Annotated in this window: 15 protein-coding genes; 13 read left to right on the top strand and 2 right to left on the bottom strand. The window is 68.2% G+C overall.

Annotated features, from left to right (window positions below; genetic code table 11):
* Positions 1-18 precede the first annotated feature (18 nt).
* From MNQ95_RS03070 to MNQ95_RS03045, 6 genes are all read left to right on the top strand, one after another.
* A complete protein-coding gene (locus tag MNQ95_RS03070; protein ID WP_241953765.1) occupies positions 19-2190 on the top strand; it encodes a RelA/SpoT family protein in 2172 nt (723 codons plus the stop codon).
* Between the two features lie 159 nt (positions 2191-2349).
* Complete coding sequence (locus MNQ95_RS03065; RefSeq protein ID WP_162411182.1) at positions 2350-2730, top strand: RidA family protein; 381 nt, start codon at positions 2350-2352, stop codon at positions 2728-2730.
* 49 nt (positions 2731-2779) lie between these two features.
* Complete coding sequence (gene recG / locus MNQ95_RS03060; RefSeq protein ID WP_162411183.1) at positions 2780-4930, top strand: ATP-dependent DNA helicase RecG; 2151 nt, start codon at positions 2780-2782, stop codon at positions 4928-4930.
* Positions 4931-5005: 75 nt separating this feature from the next.
* The gene (locus MNQ95_RS03055; protein WP_241953764.1) at positions 5006-5947 is read left to right on the top strand and encodes a nucleoside hydrolase; all 942 of its coding nucleotides are present in this window, start codon (positions 5006-5008) and stop codon (positions 5945-5947) included.
* Positions 5948-6033: 86 nt separating this feature from the next.
* Entirely contained in the window at positions 6034-6282 is a 249-nt protein-coding gene (locus tag MNQ95_RS03050) for a type B 50S ribosomal protein L31 (RefSeq protein WP_162411185.1), read from the top strand.
* Between the two features lie 255 nt (positions 6283-6537).
* Positions 6538-7827: a citrate synthase gene (locus tag MNQ95_RS03045; RefSeq protein ID WP_162411186.1), complete on the top strand. Its 1290-nt coding sequence runs from the start codon at positions 6538-6540 to the stop codon at positions 7825-7827.
* A 135-nt stretch (positions 7828-7962) separates the two neighbouring features.
* Here MNQ95_RS03045 and MNQ95_RS03040 read toward each other — a convergent pair whose 3' ends face one another.
* On the bottom strand, positions 7963-8613 hold the full coding sequence (locus MNQ95_RS03040; RefSeq protein WP_241953763.1) for a hypothetical protein: 651 nt from the start codon (positions 8611-8613) through the stop codon (positions 7963-7965).
* Between the two features lie 96 nt (positions 8614-8709).
* Entirely contained in the window at positions 8710-11181 is a 2472-nt protein-coding gene (locus MNQ95_RS03035) for a penicillin-binding protein 1A (RefSeq protein ID WP_241953762.1), read from the bottom strand.
* Positions 11182-11399: 218 nt separating this feature from the next.
* Between MNQ95_RS03035 and MNQ95_RS03030 the strand changes: the two genes are divergently transcribed.
* From MNQ95_RS03030 to MNQ95_RS03000, 7 genes are all read left to right on the top strand, one after another.
* The gene (locus MNQ95_RS03030) at positions 11400-12458 is read left to right on the top strand and encodes a pilus assembly protein PilM (RefSeq protein WP_338423331.1); all 1059 of its coding nucleotides are present in this window, start codon (positions 11400-11402) and stop codon (positions 12456-12458) included.
* On the top strand, positions 12458-13255 hold the full coding sequence (locus MNQ95_RS03025; RefSeq protein ID WP_241953760.1) for a PilN domain-containing protein: 798 nt from the start codon (positions 12458-12460) through the stop codon (positions 13253-13255). The genes MNQ95_RS03030 and MNQ95_RS03025 overlap by 1 nt, the downstream gene beginning before the upstream one ends.
* Positions 13252-13953: a type IV pilus inner membrane component PilO gene (locus MNQ95_RS03020; protein WP_241953759.1), complete on the top strand. Its 702-nt coding sequence runs from the start codon at positions 13252-13254 to the stop codon at positions 13951-13953. The genes MNQ95_RS03025 and MNQ95_RS03020 overlap by 4 nt, the downstream gene beginning before the upstream one ends.
* Before the next feature lie 50 nt (positions 13954-14003).
* Positions 14004-14501 carry a pilus assembly protein PilP gene (locus MNQ95_RS03015; RefSeq protein WP_241954342.1) on the top strand — a complete coding sequence of 166 codons (498 nt, stop codon included), beginning with the start codon at positions 14004-14006 and terminating at the stop codon, positions 14499-14501.
* Positions 14502-14516: 15 nt separating this feature from the next.
* Complete coding sequence (locus MNQ95_RS03010) at positions 14517-16388, top strand: type IV pilus secretin PilQ (RefSeq protein ID WP_241953758.1); 1872 nt, start codon at positions 14517-14519, stop codon at positions 16386-16388.
* A gap of 110 nt (positions 16389-16498) precedes the next feature.
* Positions 16499-17497: an AAA family ATPase gene (locus tag MNQ95_RS03005; RefSeq protein ID WP_241953757.1), complete on the top strand. Its 999-nt coding sequence runs from the start codon at positions 16499-16501 to the stop codon at positions 17495-17497.
* Positions 17494-18453 (top strand): DUF58 domain-containing protein, encoded by a 960-nt coding sequence (locus MNQ95_RS03000; RefSeq protein ID WP_241953756.1) that lies wholly within the window; start codon positions 17494-17496, stop codon positions 18451-18453. Before MNQ95_RS03005 ends, MNQ95_RS03000 begins: the two co-directional genes overlap by 4 nt.
* The last annotated feature ends 9 nt before the right edge of the window (positions 18454-18462 follow it).

The following is an 18462-nucleotide window of genomic DNA, read 5'->3' as shown; positions in this document are numbered from 1 at the left end:
CTGGAATAGTCTTTCCGCATGAACCCAGGCCATTCCGCGCAGGTTGTCGCCCCTGCTTCGCCGTCCACCAGCGAGCCGGTGCCCGACTATGTCCTCGAGCTGGAGCGCGCCGCCGCCTACCTGCCGCGTGAACAGCTGCCGCTGCTGAGGGAGGCCTGGCGCGTCGGCGCCGCCGCCCATGCCGGCCAGACCCGCAAGTCGGGCGAGCCCTACATCACCCATCCGGTGGCCGTGGCCGGCGTGCTGGCCGAGCTGGGCCTGGACGTGGAAACCCTGATCGCGGCCATCCTGCACGACACGATCGAAGACACGCCGCTGCGCCGCGAGGAGATCGCCGCGCAGTTCGGCGCCGACGTGGCCGACCTGGTGGATGGCGTCACCAAGCTGGACAAGCTCAAGTTCCGCGACCGCCAGGAGGCCGCGGCGGAGAGCTTCCGCAAGATGCTGCTGGCCATGTCGCGCGACCTGCGCGTGATCATGATCAAGCTGGCCGACCGCCTCCACAACATGCGGACGCTCGGTGCGCAGGGCGCCGAAGCACGCACGCGCATCGCGCGGGAGACGCTGGAGATCTACGCGCCGATCGCGCAGCGGCTGGGCATGAGCCTGGTCAAGTCGGAGCTGCAGAACCTCGGTTTCCGCGCGCTGCACCCGTGGCGCCACGCGATCATCGAAAAGCACATCCGCAGCCAGCCCGTGGTACGCCGCGAATCGCTGACCCAGGTCGAGGTGCAGCTGTCGCAGGGCCTGGCCCGCGAGGGCATCGAGCATCGCCTGGTCGGCCGGATCAAGACCCCGTGGAGCATCTACAACAAGATGCAGGGCGAGGGCAAAAGCTTCGACCAGGTGATGGACGTGTTCGGTTTCCGCGTGGTGGTACGCGGCGTGCCGGACTGCTACCACTCGCTGGGCGCGGTGCATGCGCAGTTCAAGCCGCTGGACGGGCGTTTCCGCGACTTCATCGCGATTCCCAAGGCCAACGGCTACCAGTCGCTGCACACCGTGCTGTTCGGCCCGTACGGCTCGCCGATCGAAGTGCAGATCCGGACCGAGGAGATGGACCTGATCGCCGAACGCGGCATCGCGGCGCACTGGACCTACAAGCATGGTGGCGACGGTCCCAACAGCGCGCAGAGCCGCGCGCATGCCTGGATCGTGGAGCTGATCGATTCGCAACGGGCCGCGGGCTCTTCGCTGGAATTCCTGGAGAACGTCAAGGTCGACCTGTTCCCGGACGAGGTCTACCTGTTCACGCCCAAGGGGCGGATCCTTTCGCTGCCGCGCAACTCCACGGCGCTGGACTTCGCCTACGCGGTGCATACCGACATCGGCAACCGCGCGGTGGCCGCGCGCGTGGATCGCAAGCTGGTGCCGTTGCGGACCAAGCTGGCCAGCGGGCAGACGGTGGAGGTCATCACCGCCAAATCCGCATTGCCCAAGCCGCAGTGGCTGGAGTTCGTCGTCACCAGCAAGGCGCGTACCGCGATCCGCCACCAGCTCAAGCAGCTCGAGCACGAGGACGCGGTGCAGCTGGGCCATCGCATGCTGGACCGCGCGCTGGAAGCGATGGGCAGCTCGCTGGAGAAATTGCCGCCGCGGCGGCTCGAGTCTTTCCTGCTCGAGCACCGCTTCCCCCGGCTGGAGGCGTTCCTGGCGGACGTGGCACTGGGCAACTGGATGCCCAGCCAGGCCGCGCAGGCGCTGATGGCGTATGCCGAACTGCGGGGCGGCGGCCATTCCAAGCACTCGCAGGAGAAGATCCTGATCAACGGCACCGAGGGTGGCGTGGTCAGCTTCGCCAACTGCTGCCAGCCGATCCCCGGCGACGAGATCATGGGTTACCACACGGCCGGCAAGGGCGTGGTCGTGCACCGGCTCGACTGCCCGAACCTGGCCGAGTTCCGCAAGTCGCCCGAACGCTGGGTGCCGATCGACTGGGATCCCAATGTGTCCGGCGACTACGACACCTCGCTCATCGTCGATGTGGAAAACCACACGGGCGTGCTGGCGCAGCTGGCCGCCGCGGTGGCGCAGAGCCAGTCCAACATCGAGCGCGTGGATTACCTGGATCGGGACATGAACGCCGCGCAGCTGCGTTTCGCCATCCAGGTCCGCGACCGCAACCACCTGGCGGAAGTGATCCGGCGCCTGCGCCGGCTCAACGTGGTGCAGGGCGTCCGCCGGCAGTAGGCCGGGGTAGCCCGACGCGTTTGCGGCGGTGTGGCTCCCGTTCCCATGCAAAGCCGGGCGAGCCCGCCACTCCGGTGTGCCGCGACGGGGCCGACCTTGCTCCGCCGCTCTTCACGCGAGCCGGTAGAATCGCCGCATCTTCCTTTCCAGGGCATCCGCATGTCGCAGATCATCCAGACCGACAAGGCGCCGGCCGCCATCGGCCCCTATTCGCAGGCCGTGCGCAGCGGCAATACCGTGTACTTCTCCGGCCAGATCCCGCTGGTCCCGGCCACCGGCGAGGTGGTCGCCGGCGACATCACCGCGCAGGCGCGGCAGGTGTTCGACAACCTCAAGGCCGTGGCCGAGGCTGGCGGCGGTTCACTGGACCGGATCGTGCGCCTGGGCCTGTACCTGACCGACCTGACGCAGTTCGCCGCGGTCAACGCGGTCATGCAGGAGTATTTCTCCGCGCCGTTCCCCGCGCGTTCGACGATCGGCGTCTCCGCGCTGCCCAAGGGCGTGGCGTTCGAAGCCGACGCGGTCATGGTGCTCGACTGAGCGTGCGCCGGGCCGGGTTCGCCGCCATTGCGCGGCGAAGGACGCGCGCGTGAGGACGAAGCGCCACGGCGCGCCCTCGCTCGCCGGCGGAGCCACTCCGCTGGCGGCGCTGCGTGGCGTCGGTGCCGGTACCGCGGAAAAACTGGCCGCACGTGGCCTGGTCACGGTGCAGGACCTGTGGCTGCACCTGCCACTGCGCTACGAGGACCGTACCCGGCTGACGCCGATCCGCGACCTGCAGGCGGGAGTGCCGGCGCAGGTCGAAGGCACGGTCGAAGCGGTCGAGCGTGGATTCCGCTACCGGCCGCTGTTGCGGGTGGCGCTGGATGACGGATCCCACGCCACCCTCGTCCTGCGCTTCTTCCACTTCCGCGCGGCCCAGGTGGCGCAGTTCCGCCCTGGCGTGCGGTTGCGCTGCTTCGGCACGCCGCGCCCCGGCCAGCACGGGCTGGAAATCGTCCATCCGAGCTACCGGGTGCTGGGTGACGCCGATGAAGTGGCGCTTGGCGACTCGCTCGATCCGGTGTACCCGGCGGTCGAAGGCGTCGGCCCGTCCACGCTGAAGAAGCTGATCGGCCAGGCGCTCGACCTGCTGCCCGACACTGCCGTGCTCGACCTGTTGCCGGTTTCGCTGCCGGGGGTTTCGGAGACGGTGCTGGCCACCTTGCCGGACATGCGTGAATCGCTGCTGGCGCTGCACCGCCCGCCGGTGGACGCCGACCTCGCCGCGCTCGCCGCAGGCACCCACCCGGCGCAGCGTCGGCTGGCAATCGAGGAACTGCTGGCCCACCACTTGAGCCTGCGCCGCCAGCGGCTGGCGCAGCAGCAGCTCAGCGCCCGTTCGCTTGCCGGCACCGGCACGCTTGCGAGTCGCTTGCGACAAGGCCTGCCGTTCGCGCTCACCGGCGCGCAGCAGCGCGTGTTCGAACAGATCAGCCAGGACCTCGCCACGCCGTCGCCGATGCAGCGCCTGGTCCAGGGCGACGTGGGGTCCGGCAAGACCGTGGTCGCCGCGCTGGCCGCGACGCTGGCGGTGGAGCGCGGCTGCCAGGTCGCGCTGGCCGCCCCGACCGAACTGCTGGCCGAGCAACACCTGGCCAACCTGCGCGCGTGGCTGGAGCCGCTCGGCATCCGCGTGGCCTGGCTGGCGGGCAAGGTCACCGGCAAGGCCCGCGCCGCGGCGCTGGCGGACGTCGCTTCCGGGCAGGCCCAGGTGGTGGTGGGCACGCACGCGCTGATGCAGGAAGGCGTGGCTTTCCACGACCTGGCCCTGGTCATCGTCGACGAGCAGCACCGCTTCGGCGTGCAGCAGCGCCTGGCGCTGCGCGACAAGGGACCGGCCAGCGGACATGTGCCGCACCAGCTGGTGATGACCGCAACCCCCATCCCGCGCACGCTGGCGATGACCGCCTATGCCGACCTCGATGTTTCCGCGATCGACGAGTTGCCCCCGGGCCGGACCCCGGTGCAGACGGTGGCGGTGAGTGCCGAGCGCCGGCCCGAACTGGTCGAGCGCATCCGCGGCGCCTGTGCCGAGGGGCGCCAGGCCTACTGGGTCTGCACGCTGATCGAAGAGCCCGATGACGACGGCAAACCGGGACAGGACCTGCGCCAGCAGGCGCAGGCCGCCGAGCGCACGTTCGCGCAGCTCTCGCAACAGTTGCCCGGGGTGCGCGTGGGCCTGGTCCATGGGCGGATGAAGGCATCGGAAAAACAGGCGGTGATGCGTGCGTTCAAGGAAGGCGCGCTCGACCTGCTGGTCGCCACCACCGTGATCGAGGTCGGCGTGGATGTCCCCAACGCCTCGCTGATGATCGTGGAGAACGCCGAGCGCCTGGGCCTGGCCCAGCTGCACCAGCTGCGCGGACGGGTCGGTCGAGGCGCGGCCGCGTCCAGCTGCGTCCTGCTCTACCAGCCACCGCTTTCACAGATGGCGCGGCAGCGACTGGACGTGCTGCGCCAGACCGGGGACGGGTTCGTCATCGCCGAAAAGGACCTTGAACTGCGCGGCCCGGGTGAACTGCTGGGCACCCGGCAGACCGGCCTGGCGGCCTTCCGCATCGCCGACCTGGCCCGCGACGCGGGCCTGCTCCCGCAGGTGCACGCACTGGCGGACCGGTTGCTGGCCCATGCGCCCGATGCGGCCGACCGGGTGGTGGCGCGCTGGATCGGTGGCGCGACGCGTTACGCGGCGGCCTGAGTGGCCCTGTGGCCGGGGTTTGCCCGGACCGGCGGGAATGGCGACACTGGCCGGCCGTTTACCGATGAGTCCCGCATGAGCGAGAAGATCCCGCTGCTGATCGACACCGATCCTGGCGTCGACGATGCGCTGGCGCTGCTGATGGCGTTCCATTCCGAAGTGCACGAAGTGGTCGGCCTGACCATCGCCGCGGGCAATGTCGGCCTCGGCCACACCGTCCGCAACGCGCTGAAGCTGCGCGAGGTGGCTGGCAGGCAGGACATACCGGTGTTCGCGGGCTGCGATGGGCCGCTGGTCCATGCGCCGCGCGAGGATGCCGCTCACGTCCATGGGCGCGACGGCTTCGGCGACATCGGCTATCCGGATCCGGTCGGTACGGTCGCCAGCGAGCACGCGGCGCTGGCGATCCTGCGCCTGTCGCACGAGCACGCCGGGCGCCTTTTGCTGGTCGCGCTCGGGCCGCTGACCAACCTGGCCCTGGCCCTGCGCCTGGATCCGACCCTGCCGCAGCGCGTAGCCCGGTTGGTGGTGATGGGCGGGGCGGTCACCGCCCACGGCAACATCACCCCGGTGGCCGAGTTCAACGTGGGCTTCGATCCCGAGTCCGCGCACGTGGTCCTGTCCGGCTTCCCGAAGTACGACCTGGCCGACTGGGAGGCGACCATCGCCCATGGCCTCCACCATCGCCGGACCGAGGAGTGGCTGGCGGCGGACTCGCCGCGGGCCCGCTTCTACGACGCGATCTCGCGCCAGACCCGGCTGTGGTCGGAAGACCGGCGCGGGGAGTTCTGGTTCTCGGCCGATGCCCTGGCCATGGCCTGGGCGCTGGAGCCGGAGGGGGCGCTGGAGCAGGTCGAGCGGCCCGTGGCCGTGGAGACCGAGGGCCGCCTGGCGCGGGGCATGACCGCCGTGGACTGGAACCGCCAGACCGGCGCCGCCGACAATGCGCGGATCCTGCTGCGTTACGACCAGGCCCGTTTCGAGGCTCGCGTCCAGGCCGCGCTCGCCGCGGCCTGATCCGGCATATTCCCGGTCTTGCGCCAAGGGTGGCCAGGCGACTACAATGCCGGGCTCTGTTCCGTTACCAGACTACGGTGTACGCCATGAAGGCCGGCATCCATCCCGATTACCGCGACGTTGTGTTCTTCGACGTCACGTCCGATTTCAAGATCCTCACCCGCTCGACCCTGGCCGCAGGCGCCAAGGAGACCGTGAAGTGGGAAGACGGCAACGAATACCCGCTGGTGAAGATCGAAATCTCCTCGGCCTCGCACCCGTTCTACACGGGCAAGCACAAGGTCATGGACACCAGCGGTCGCATCGACAAGTTCCAGCGCCGTTACGCGCGCTGAGTTCCGTCTGATCGCGTTGCCCATGCGGGCAGCGCGATGAAGCGATTGCAGTGAGGCAGGAACGGCCGCGCCCGCGCGGCCGTTTTGTCGTGCGTGGCATCCTGCGGCGCATATACGACTTCCGTCCGAGGGATTCTGGACGGTGGGGTATGCGATAATTCCGGGGATTCGCGGCCGCGGCCGCGGACTCCCTCGCAACCGTACCGGGCGCCTCCACGCAAGGTGCGATGCCTACCCCACAGAGGAGCGCACACCGTGTCCAATCTCGACCAGGTCACGTTGAATGCCGGCGACAAGTCGGTAGCCCTGCCGGTGCTCAAGCCGACGCTGGGCAACGACTGCATCGACATTTCCAAGTTGACCAAGGAAACCGGCCTTTTCACCTACGATTCCGGTTTCACCGCTACGGCGAGCTGCAAGTCGGCCATCACCTACATCGACGGCGACAACGGCGTCCTGCTGTATCGCGGTTACCCTATCGAGCAACTGGCCAAGCATTCCAGCTTCCTGGAAGTGGCCTATCTGCTGATGAACGGCGAACTGCCGACCCCGGTCGAGTTCCAGAAGTTCGAGCACGAGATCACGCATCACACGATGATGCACGAGTCCCTGAAGAACTTCCTGCAGGGCTTCAACTACGACGCGCATCCGATGGCCATGCTGGCCGGCACGGTGGCTTCGCTGTCGGCGTTCTACCACGACACCCTGGACCTCAACGATCCGGAGCAGCGCCGCCTGGCCGCGATCCGCCTGATCGCCAAGGTGCCGACCCTGGCTGCCGCCGCCTATCGCTATTCGATCGGCTGGCCGTCGCGCTATCCGCGCAACAACCTCGACTACGTCAACCGCTTCCTGCACATGATGTTCGAGGTGCCCAGCGAACCGCTGGAGATGAACCCGGTCGTGGCCAAGGCGCTGGACCTGCTGTTCATCCTGCACGCCGACCACGAGCAGAACGCCTCGACCTCCACGGTGCGCCTGGTCGGTTCGACCGGAGCCAATCCGTATGCCTGCATCGCCGCGGGCATCACCGCGTTGTGGGGTCCCGCGCATGGCGGCGCCAACGAGGCGGTGCTGAAGATGCTGGAAGAGATCGGCACCCCGGACAAGGTCGAATCGGCGATCGCCAAGGCCAAGGACAAGGAGTCGGGCTTCCGCCTGATGGGCTTCGGCCACCGCGTCTACAAGAACTTCGATCCGCGCGCCAAGATCATCCGCGAGATGACCCACAAGGTGCTGGGCGAGCTCGGCGTGGACGATCCGCTCCTGGAAGTGGCGATGAAGCTGGAAGAGGCGGCGCTGAAGGACGAGTACTTCATCCAGCGCAAGCTGTACCCGAACGTCGATTTCTACAGCGGCATCATCTACAAGGCGCTGAAGATCCCGACCGAGATGTTCACGGTCATGTTCGCCATCGGCCGCACTGCCGGCTGGGTGGCGCACTGGCTGGAGCAGCAGGTCGATCCGGAAGCCAAGATCGGCCGTCCGCGCCAGATCTACACCGGCTACGACGTGCGCGACTACAAGGGCATGGACCAGCGCTGATCGCAGCGGTCGGTTGTCGAGGAGCGCCCCGCCCGCGCGGGGCGTTTTCTTTTGAGGGAGCCGGTGCATCTGCGGTTGCGTGGCCGCAGGCAAGGTCAAGGGGCGCGACCGGGGGCGCGCTGCAAGGCAGCGAGGCTAGGGAAGCGAGCCCTCGTATCCGGCAATCTCGTCGTCGGCCAGCAACTGCCGCAGCTGCGCCAGCGAGGCCCGCCGCATCGGGCGCTCGTCCACCGCCGACAGCGGTGCCTGTCGCAGGGCGTGCAAGGGCAGGACGGTGATATCGAAGGCGAGGTCTTCGGCGCTGAACAGCCACACCGGCAGGTCGGCACGGCGTTCCCGGTCCAGGCGCAGCTGGCGCTCGCGTGCTTGCGCCGGTATCCCGTGCTCGTCGAGGAAGCGGGCCACGGCCTCGGCATCGTCGGTGTAGGCGTGCAGCAGCACCGGCGAGGTCGCGTCAGCGGTACCGTCGAGTACCGGGCCGACCAGCCGTGGCTCGAATGGCGCCAGGAATTCCAGCGCCCGCACCGCGGCCTCCCGTCGCTGGCGCAAGGCAGTGGCCTGCGTATCGCCGAGGAAAATCCGCTGGTACTCGCGCAGCGCATCCTCGATCTCGCGATTGCGTGGCAGCGACGCGTCGTCATGGATGCCCAGTCGGGCCGCCGCTTTGAGCTTGGCCTGGTGGAAATCGCGGATGCCGCCTTCGGCCATCAACCGGGCTGCTTCGTGGGCCAGGCGATGGCGGCGCTCGCGGGTGCGGGTCTGCGCATGCTGGGGCGCACGGTGCATGGCGGTGTCCCTGGCCGTTTGAGGCGACTGTAGCGCACGCCGGCACCGGCGGGTGACGGATCGCTCGCGTCACCCCGCCACTCCTCCCGGGATCGGTCAGAAGATATCGAACGCTTCCTCGTCGCTCTGTTCGGGTCCGAGGAAGTCGAGGCTGTTGCGCATGCGCTCCAGGTCCTCGACCTTGACGAACTCGACCAGGCCGCCGCCCTCGGTGGACATGTGCCCGGCGCCATCCACGTAGACCTTGACCATGCCGGCCGGTGGCTCGTTGGCGGCGATCGGCTGGTCCTTGAGCGCCACGCGCATATAGTCGATCCAGATCGGCAGCGCGGCCTTGCCGCCGTATTCGCGATAGCCCAGCGAGCGGAAGTCGTCACGGCCGACCCAGACCGTGGTCGCAAGCGGGCCGCCGAAACCGGAGAACCAGGCGTCGCGATGGTCGTTGGTCGAACCGGTCTTGCCGCCCACGTCCTCGCGCTCCAGCACCTTGGCGGCCGTGCCCGTGCCCCGCTGGACCACGTCGCGCATCATCGACACCAGCTGGTAGGCGGTGCGTTCGTCGATCGCGCGCGGCGCGACCTTGCCGTCCGGCGCCGGTATCGCGGGCGTCGCAGGAGCCTCCTTCGCTTCCGCGACCGGTGCCGGCGCCTGCTGGGGTGCGGTGGCCGGCGCGACGGCACCGAAATTGAAGCCGTCGACGACCTGCGGCACGGTCGCGGCGCCGGTCGTGCCCGCCCCGCCACCACAACCGCGGCAGGCCTGCGCGGGCGATTCCTTGAACAGCACCTGCCCGTTGCGGTCGCGCACCTCGTCGATGAACCAGGGGTCGACCCGCGAGCCGCCGTTGGCGAACACGGCGTAACCGCGTGCGACCGACAGCGGGGTCAGCGAGGCGGTGCCGAGCGACATCGAAAGATTCGGCGGGAGCTCCGCTTCGTCGAAGCCGAACTGGGCGATGTAGGTCCGGGCGAAGTTCACCCCGATCGCATCCAGCAGGCGCACCGAGACCAGGTTGCGCGACTGCACCAGCGCTTCGCGCAGCCGCATCGGGCCCCTGAAGCCGCCGCCGTCATTCTGGGGCGACCAGGTATTGCCGCGGCGGTCGCGGAACACCACGGGCGCGTCGAGCACGATCGATGCGGGATTGAAGCCCTTCTCGAACGATGCCGCGTAAAGGAACGGCTTGAAGCTGGAGCCGGGCTGGCGGCGGGCCTGGGTGGCGCGGTTGAACTTGTTGCCGGCGAAGCTGTAACCACCGACCAGCGCGCGCAGCGCACCGTTGTTGGCATCCAGCGAGACCAGCGCGGACTGGCCGCGGGGGACCTGGTCGAGCAGGTATTCGCCTTCCTTCTCGCCGCGGCGGACCCGGGTCACGTCGCCGCGCTTGAGCAGGGCTGCGGGACTCTTGCCGGTCCAGCGGGCCGCGGAGGCGGGGAGGGTGATGCTGCTGCCGTCGGCGAGGACGACCCGCGCGCTGCCGTCGGCGGCGGTCCCGGCGACCACGACGGGCAACAGGGCGCCCTGCGAGGTCGTACCGGCCAGGGCCTTGGCAAGCGCGGCATCGTCGGCGTCCGTGGCGACTTCGGCCTGGCGCTCGACCCCGTGCCAGCCGTGGCGGTGGTCGTACAGGTGCAAGCCGTCGCGTACCGCCTTGTCGGCCGCCGCCTGCAGGTCCGGCAGGATGGTCGTGGTGACGTGGTAACCGCGGGTGACCGCTTCGGGTCCGTAGCGGGCGATCATCTCCTGGCGGACCATCTCGGCGACGTAGGGCGCGGCCACTTCCACCGGTGGCTCGTGGGGGCTGGCATGCATCGGCACGGCCTTGGCCGCGGCGGCCTCGGCGGCGCTGACGAAGCCGAGTTCGGCCATCCGGTCCAGGATGTAGTCCCGGCGGATCTGCGCCCGCTCCGGGTTGCTTATGGGGTTGCCGCTGGACGGAAACTTGGGGATGCCGGCCAGCGAGGCCATCTCGTCCAGCGACAGGTCGACCAATTTCTTGCCGTAGTAGTACTCGGCCGCCGCGGACACGCCGTACGCGCGATTGCCGAAAAAGCTCTTGTTGAGGTACAGCGCAAGGATCTCGTCCTTGCTCAGCGCGCGCTCCATCTTCATCGCCAGCAGCATTTCGGCCAGCTTGCGCTGGTAGCTGTATTCGGAGCTCAGGAAGAACTGTCGCGCCACCTGCTGGGTGATGGTGGAACCGCCGGGCACGCGCTTGCCGTCGGTGGTGGCCAGCAACCAGACCGCGCGCGCCACGCCCTTGTAGTCCACGCCGCCGTGCTCGTAGAAGCGGGCGTCCTCGATCGCGATGAAGGCCTGGCGCAGGCGCTCGGGCACTTCCTCGATGCCGACCGGGTAACGCCGGTTCTCACCGAAAACGGCCATCAACTGCCCGTCGGCGGCATAGACATAGAGGGGTTCCTGCATCTCCACTTCGCGCAGGGACTCGACTTCCGGCAGGCGCGAGGACAGGATGAAGTAGAGCGTTCCCAGGCCGATGGCGGCGAGCAGGGCCAGGCCCGCGGAGGCGATCAGCACCCAGCGCAGCAGGCGGCGAAGACGGGGCATCGAGGGGTTCCGATTGCAGATTTTGCGGCCGCAGAGTATAGATGTTCCAAGGACATCCACAGGGGAATGTCCGGGGGACAGCAAGGGGGCGAAGGCCAAGGCCACCCGTGACAGGCATCCCAGCCTGCACATGGGGGTGTTGCCAAGCCTGAAATAACCGTTATCTAATGCGCAGGCACAGGTAGTTCAGCCAAGTGCCCGTCGGCAGGGGAGAAACCGTGGGGCTCATCCCGAAAAGTCAGTCGCCGCTTATTGGCGTCGACATCAGTTCGACTGCGGTAAAGCTCTTGCAGCTTTCGCGCAGCGGCAACCGCTATCGCGTGGAACATTACGCGGTCGAACCCTTGCCACCCAATGCGGTGGTCGAGAAGAACATCGTCGAAGTGGAGGCGGTGGGCGAAGCGATTCGCCGCGCCGTCAACCGCTCCGGCACCAAGGTCAAGAACGCAGCCGCGGCGGTGGCCGGATCGGCGGTGATCACCAAGATCATCCCCATGCCGGCCGAGCTGGACGAGAACGACATGGAAGCCCAGGTCGAGCTCGAAGCGGTCAACTACATCCCGTACCCGATCGAGGAAGTAAACCTCGACTTCGAAGTGCTCGGCGCCATGCCCAGCAATCCGGAGATGGTGCAGGTGCTGCTGGCAGCCTCGCGTTCCGAGAACGTCGAGTTGCGCGAATCGGCGCTGGAGCTGGGCGGACTGACGGCCAAGGTGATGGACGTAGAGGCCTTCGCGGTCGAGAACGCCTTCGCCCTGATCGCCGACGAGCTGCCGGTGGGGCGTGACGGCGTGGTCGCCCTGGTCGACATCGGTGCGACCATGACTACGCTCAACGTCCTGCGCGGTGGACGCAGCCTGTACAGCCGCGAACAGGTGTTCGGCGGCAAGCAGCTGACCGACGAAGTCATGCGCCGCTATGGCCTGACCTACGAGGAAGCTGGCCAGGCCAAGCGCCAGGGCGGCCTGCCCGAGACCTATGAGGTCGAGGTGCTGGAGCCGTTCAAGGAAGCCACCGTCCAGCAGATCAGCCGCCTCCTGCAGTTCTTCTATGCCGGCAGCGAGTTCAATCGCGTCGACCAGGTGGTCCTGGCCGGCGGTTGTGCCTCCATCGTCGGCCTGCCCGAGATGGTCGAAGAGCAGTTGGGCGTGCCGACCCAGGTCGCCAATCCGCTGGCGCAGATGACCCTCGGTCCGCGCGTGCAGGCGCAGGCACTGGCCCAGGACGCTCCGGCACTGATGATCGCCACCGGCCTGGCCCTGAGGAGCTTCGACTGATGGCACGGATCAATCTTCTGCCGTGGCGTGCCGAACGCCGCAAGCAGCGCCAGCGCGAGTTCCAGGGAATGCTCGGACTGGCCGCATTGGCCGGCGTGCTGCTCTCGTTCCTGGTCTGGTTCTATTACGACCGCCAGATCAGTGGCCAGCAGGATCGCAACCAGTTCCTCCAGGCCGAGATCGCCAAGGTCCAGAAGCAGAACGAAGAGATCAAGGAGCTCGATGCCAAGAAGGATCGGCTGCTGGCGCGCAAGAAGGTCATCGAGGAGCTGCAGGCCAACCGCTCGCAGATGGTGCACCTGTTCGACTCGCTGGTGCGCACGATCCCCGACGGCGTGGCCCTGGGTTCGATCAAGCAGGAAGGGGACATCCTCACCCTGCAGGGCAGCGCCCAGTCCAACGCCCGCGTGAGCGCCTATATGCGCAACCTCGAGGTCTCGGGCTGGATGACCAAGCCGGACCTGTCGATCATCGAGGTCAAGAAGGACGAGAAGTCGGCCCCGACGCCGGTCCCCACCAGTGCGAGCCGGACGCTGCCTTACACCTTCAGCCTGAAGGTGCAACTGGCCAACCCGAATGCGGCCATTGCCGAGGGCATGGAGCCGGCGGTGATCGATCCAGCCGCTGCCGAGGCGGCCCCGGGTGCAGCGGAGGCCGCGAACACCGCCCCGTCGCCTGCCGTCGCACCGCCCGCCGCGGCACCGCCGGCCGCTACGCCGCAGCCCGAGGCCACCGTGCCGTCCAAGACTGAACAAACGCAACCGGCCGCGCAGACCGAGGGGAGGCCGGCGTCATGAGCACGAAGAAGAAGTTCAACGTCAGCGACCTGGATTTCAACAACATCGGTGGATGGCCGCAGCAGGCTAAAGTCGTCTTCTGCGTGCTGCTGGCGCTGTTCATCCTGATCATGGCCTACCTTGTGCTGATCCGCGGCAAGGTCGAGGAGCTCACTGGGCTCGAGGGCAAGGAGTCCAGCCTGCGCGCGGAATTCGAACGCGAACAGGGCAAGGCCGCCAACCTGGAGCCGCTGCGCCAGCAGCTGGCACAGATGGAGCAGGTCCTGCAGCAGATGCTGCGGCAGCTGCCGAGCAAGACCGAGATGCCTGACCTGATCATCGACATCTCGCAGACCGCGCTGTCCAGCGGCCTGGCCAACGAGCTGTTCCAGCCGGGACCGGAAACGCCGAAGGAGTTCTACGCCGAGAAGCCGATCGCCCTGCGGATGGTGGGCAACTACCACCAGTTCGGTGCCTTCGTCAGCGGCGTGGCTTCGCTGCCCCGCGTGGTGATCCTGACCATGCACGATATCCAGCTGCAGCCCAAGGATGGCAAGGCGATTACCCGGGGCGGCGCGCTGGAACTGTCCGGCACGGTGAAGACCTATCGTTATCTGGACGAACTGGAGATCGCCGCACAAGAGACGGCGGCCCAGGAAGCGGCGGGCGCCAGCGGTGGTAAGAAGAAGGCGCGCGCGAAGACCGGAGGCGACGCATGAGCATGGTCCATATCCGTGGTAGCCATGCATTCCGATGGCTGGTTGCGGGGATGCTGGTGCTGGCGTTGGGTGCATGCGGCCGCAGCGTGACCAGTACGCCGGGCGAGGCTCCCAACCTGGAAAAGTGGGTTGCCGATGTGCGGGCGCGTCCCGCTCCGCCACTGGATCCACTGCCGGTGATGCAGCAGTTCGAAACCTTCGAGTACGCGGCGCAGGATCTGCGCGATCCGTTCAGCGATGCCTGGAGCAACCCGGACGGGGGCTCCGGTCTGCGCCCCGATCCGAACCGGCGCAAGGAACCGCTCGAACAGTATCCGCTGGACAGCCTGGACATGGTGGGCACCATCGGTGCAGGTGGTGGCCTGATTGCACTGGTGATGGCACCGGACCGGGTGACCCATCGCATTCGCCCGGGGGCTTACCTGGGGCAGAGCGATGGTCGGGTGACCTCGGTGCGGGAAGACAAGATCGAACTGGTTGAACTGGTGCCCGATGGTGCGGGCGGCTGGCTGGAACGTCCGGCCTCCATCGCGCTCGAAGATCAATGATTAGGGGATAGCACGATGACCTTTTCCAATGCCCAGAGCCTGCGCACCCCGCGGCGCCCGGCGATTATCCGGGCCTGCGGCCTGGGGCTCGCGCTTGCCCTGTCCGCACCCTGCCTCACGGCAACTGCGGCCACGCCGCAGGCCGGTGCGGCGGCGGCCGCCAAATCCAAGGTGTCGCAGATCGACTTCAAGCGCGGGGATGGTGGCGCTGGTCGCCTGATCCTGCGCTTCGACGGCGACGGAGCGGCACCGGACCTGCGCAACCAGGACGGCAGCGTGGTCGTGGACGTCGCCAACGCGAGCCTGCCCGCCGAACTGCAGCGGCCGCTCAACGTGACCGACTTCGCTACCCCGGTGCAGCGCATCGACGCCAAGTCCTATGCCGGCGGTACGCAGCTTGTGCTCAGCACGCGCGGCGATTACGAGTCGCTGGCCTACCAGACCGGCAACGAGTACGTCGTGGAGATCTCCCCGCGGGCGAGCGCCGCGGCAGTCGGCGCGGTGAGCGGGCCTGCGGTGGCAGGCGTCAACGCGCGGATCGCCAAGCAGGGTTACTCGGGTCGCCCGGTGACCTTCAATTTCCAGGACGTGCCGGTACGCACGGTCCTGCAGCTGATCGCCGAGGAGTCCAACCTCAACATCGTGGCGTCCGACACGGTGACGGGCAATGTGACCCTGCGCCTGGTCAACGTGCCGTGGGACCAGGCCATGGACATCGTCCTGCGCGCCAAGGGCCTGGACAAGCGCCGTGATGGCAGCGTGATCTGGGTCGCGCCGCAGCCGGAACTGGCCGCGTTCGAGAAGGCCAAGGAAGACGCGCGCATCGACCTGGAGAACCGTGTCGACCTGGTGACCGATTACATCCAGATCAACTACCACAACGCAGCGGCGATCTTCAAAGCGCTGACCGAGGCCAAGGGCATCGGCAACCAGGGCCAGGGCGGCGGCGGCGGCGGCAACGACCAGGAGAACGGCTTCCTGTCGCCGCGTGGGCGCATCGTCGCCGACGAACGCACGAACACGCTGATGATCAGCGACATCCCGAAGAAGGTCGCGCAGATGCGCGAGCTGATCAGTGTCATCGACCGTCCCGTCGACCAGGTGCTGATCGAAAGCCGCATCGTCATTGCCACCGACAGCTTCGCCCGCGATCTGGGTGCGCGGTTCGGCGTGCAGGGCCGCGAGATCGGCAACAACACCCGGGTGATCAGTGGCTCGCTCGAGAACAACGTCGATATCATCCAGGATGGCACCTACAACATCCCGGGCGGCCTGAACTTCAACCTGCCGGCGACCACCGCCAGTGGAATGAACGTCGGTGCCCTGGCCTACACCCTGCTGGGCGCCAACTTCGCCATCGACATCGAGTTGTCGGCGCTGCAGCAGGAAGGTCGCGGCGAAGTGCTGTCGAATCCGCGCGTCGTCACTTCCAACCAGCGCGAGGCGATCATCCGCCAGGGCCGTGAAGTGGGTTATGTGACGTTGACCGGCGGCGGCAGCCAGGCGTTCCCGACGCCGACCGTCGAGTTCAAGGACGTCGTTCTTGAGCTGAAGGTCACGCCGACCATCACCAGCGATGACCGCGTGTTCATGGTCGTGCACGTGACCAAGGACGAGGTGCTGCGCTACATCGATACCAGCATCGGCCAGGTGCCCGAGATCGCCACGCGCGAGATCAACACCGCGGTGCTGGTGGACGATGGCCAGACCGTGGTGATCGGTGGCGTGTACGAGTTCACCGATGCCAACAGCGTCGCCAAGGTGCCGTTCCTGGGCAACGTGCCGTTCCTCGGCGCCTTCTTCAAGAAGACCAGCCGGACCAAGGACAAGGCCGAGCTGTTGATCTTCCTGACTCCCAAGGTCATGCGGGTCGAGAAGCGCGCCTGAGCCTGGCGGCAGGAATGGAATGAAGCGACGGGGCCTGCGGGCCCCGTCCGCTTTTGGGGCGTTCATGCCCGGCGGGAACTTGGCGCCGGCACATCGGTCAGAATGCGGCCATGGATACCCAACCCCCCGCGCCCGACGCCGGCGACCTGCATGCCGCCTTCCTTTCGCTGCGCGAGAAGCTCGCCGCGACCATCGTCGGGCAGTCCGCGCTGGTAGAGCGCCTGCTGATCGCGCTGCTCGCTGACGGCCACCTGCTGGTGGAAGGCGCGCCGGGCCTGGCCAAGACCACGGCGATTCGCACCCTGGCCGCCCATCTGGAGGCTGACTTCGCGCGCGTCCAGTTCACGCCGGACCTGTTGCCGGCCGACCTGACCGGCACCGAAGTCTGGCGCCCGCAGGAAGGACGCTTCGAGTTCCAGCCCGGCCCGGTGTTCCATCCCCTGCTGCTGGCGGACGAGATCAACCGCGCGCCCGCCAAGGTCCAGTCGGCACTGCTGGAGGCGATGGGCGAGCGCCAGGTGACGGTCGGCCGCCATACCTACGCGTTGCCACCGCTGTTCCTGGTCATGGCCACGCAGAATCCGATCGAGCAGGAGGGCACGTTCCCGTTGCCTGAGGCGCAGCTCGACCGCTTCCTCATGCATGTGCGGATCGGGTATCCGGATGCCGGCATGGAAGCGGAAATCCTGCGCCTGGCACGCGAGCGCGCACGCGAGTCGATGCACGTACCCGCCGCGCCCATCGAGCGCATGCCGCAGGCCCAGGTATTCGCTGCCCGCGAGCAGGTCCTCGACCTGCACCTTGCGCCGGCACTGGAGCGCTACCTGATCGAACTGGTGCTGGCATCCCGTGATGCCGGACGCTACGACGCCGCGCTTGGCCGACGCATCGCCTGGGGTGCGAGTCCGCGCGGTTCGATCGCGCTCGAGCGCTGCGCCCGCGCCCGCGCCTGGCTTGCCGGCCGCGACTACGTGACCCCGGAGGATGTGCGCGCGGTGGCGCCCGACGTGTTGCGCCACCGGGTCCTGCCCAGTTACGAGGCCTTGGCCGAGGGCTGGGACGGCGATCGCCTGGTCGCAGCGCTGATGGAACGGGTTCCGCCGCCGTGAGCACGGCGGGCCCGGTCCCGGCCGTGGTCGATGCCGCGGGTCAGGGCATCGTGCCGACCGTTGCCGAGCTGGTCGCGCTGCGCGCCGAGGCGCAGCGCACGCCACAGCCGCGACGCGGGCGTCATGGCGTGCATGGATCGGCGCCGTCGGCGCTGCGCGGCCGTGGCATGGAATACGCGGAATCGCGGGAGTATGTCGCCGGTGACGACGTGCGGCGCATGGACTGGCGCCTGACTGCCCGCAGCGGGCGCGCCCATACCAAGCTGTTCCAGGCCGAGCGTGAGCGCCTGACCCTGCTGGTGGCCGATACCGCGCCGGCGCTCTACTTCGGCACCCGCGTTCGCTTCAAGTCGGTCCAGGCCGCGCGTGCCGGTGCGGTGGCGGTGTGGACCGCGCTGCAGGCGGGCGACCGCATCGCCGCGCTGCGCGGGGGCGAGCCGGCGATTCCGCCAGCCACGGGCCTGCGCGGCGCGATGCGCGTGCTCGATGCGCTTGCGCGCTGGTATGCGCGGCCGCCGCAGGACGACGCTGGCCTGGAGGTGGCACTGGAGCACGCCCAGCGCCTGCTGCGTCCCGGTGCACAACTGCTGGTGCTGGCCGACGCGGCCAGCGCGTCACGCGTGCCGGCGCTGCGCTGGACCGCGCTGGCGCGGCACCACCAGGCCACCCTGGTGCTGCTGCAGGATCCACTGGAGACTTCGCCGCCGCGCGGCGAGTTCGCATTCCGCGCTGGATTGCGCCGCTTGCAGGTGGCACTGGATCGGGCCGCCGTTCGCGGGCGCTGGCACCAGGCCTTCGTCGAACCCGCGCAGGAATTGTCCCGTACCCTGCCGGGGCTGGGCTGGCAGGTGCGCTGCCTGTCGAGCGATGCCGCATCGGGGGACTGGCTGCGGCCTCGTGATGCAGGGATGGCCGGGTCCGGCCAGGAAGCCACTCCATTGTCCGCGGACGGGTGAGGGAGGGCG

It is taken from the genome of Pseudoxanthomonas daejeonensis, assembly GCF_022637495.1.
Taxonomy (GTDB): Bacteria; Pseudomonadota; Gammaproteobacteria; order Xanthomonadales; family Xanthomonadaceae; genus Pseudoxanthomonas; species Pseudoxanthomonas daejeonensis.
This window is presented reverse-complemented; position numbering and strand designations above follow the sequence as displayed.

Coding starts and splice junctions, on each gene's coding strand:
- MNQ95_RS03070 (WP_241953765.1), top strand. CDS start 19: ATGAACCCAGGCCATTCCGCGCAGGTTGTCGCCCCTGCTTCGCCGTCC.
- MNQ95_RS03065 (WP_162411182.1), top strand. CDS start 2,350: ATGTCGCAGATCATCCAGACCGACAAGGCGCCGGCCGCCATCGGCCCC.
- MNQ95_RS03055 (WP_241953764.1), top strand. CDS start 5,006: ATGAGCGAGAAGATCCCGCTGCTGATCGACACCGATCCTGGCGTCGAC.
- MNQ95_RS03050 (WP_162411185.1), top strand. CDS start 6,034: ATGAAGGCCGGCATCCATCCCGATTACCGCGACGTTGTGTTCTTCGAC.
- MNQ95_RS03040 (WP_241953763.1), bottom strand. CDS start 8,613: ATGCACCGTGCGCCCCAGCATGCGCAGACCCGCACCCGCGAGCGCCGC.
- MNQ95_RS03035 (WP_241953762.1), bottom strand. CDS start 11,181: ATGCCCCGTCTTCGCCGCCTGCTGCGCTGGGTGCTGATCGCCTCCGCG.
- MNQ95_RS03025 (WP_241953760.1), top strand. CDS start 12,458: ATGGCACGGATCAATCTTCTGCCGTGGCGTGCCGAACGCCGCAAGCAG.
- MNQ95_RS03020 (WP_241953759.1), top strand. CDS start 13,252: ATGAGCACGAAGAAGAAGTTCAACGTCAGCGACCTGGATTTCAACAAC.
- MNQ95_RS03015 (WP_241954342.1), top strand. CDS start 14,004: ATGCTGGTGCTGGCGTTGGGTGCATGCGGCCGCAGCGTGACCAGTACG.
- MNQ95_RS03010 (WP_241953758.1), top strand. CDS start 14,517: ATGACCTTTTCCAATGCCCAGAGCCTGCGCACCCCGCGGCGCCCGGCG.
- MNQ95_RS03005 (WP_241953757.1), top strand. CDS start 16,499: ATGGATACCCAACCCCCCGCGCCCGACGCCGGCGACCTGCATGCCGCC.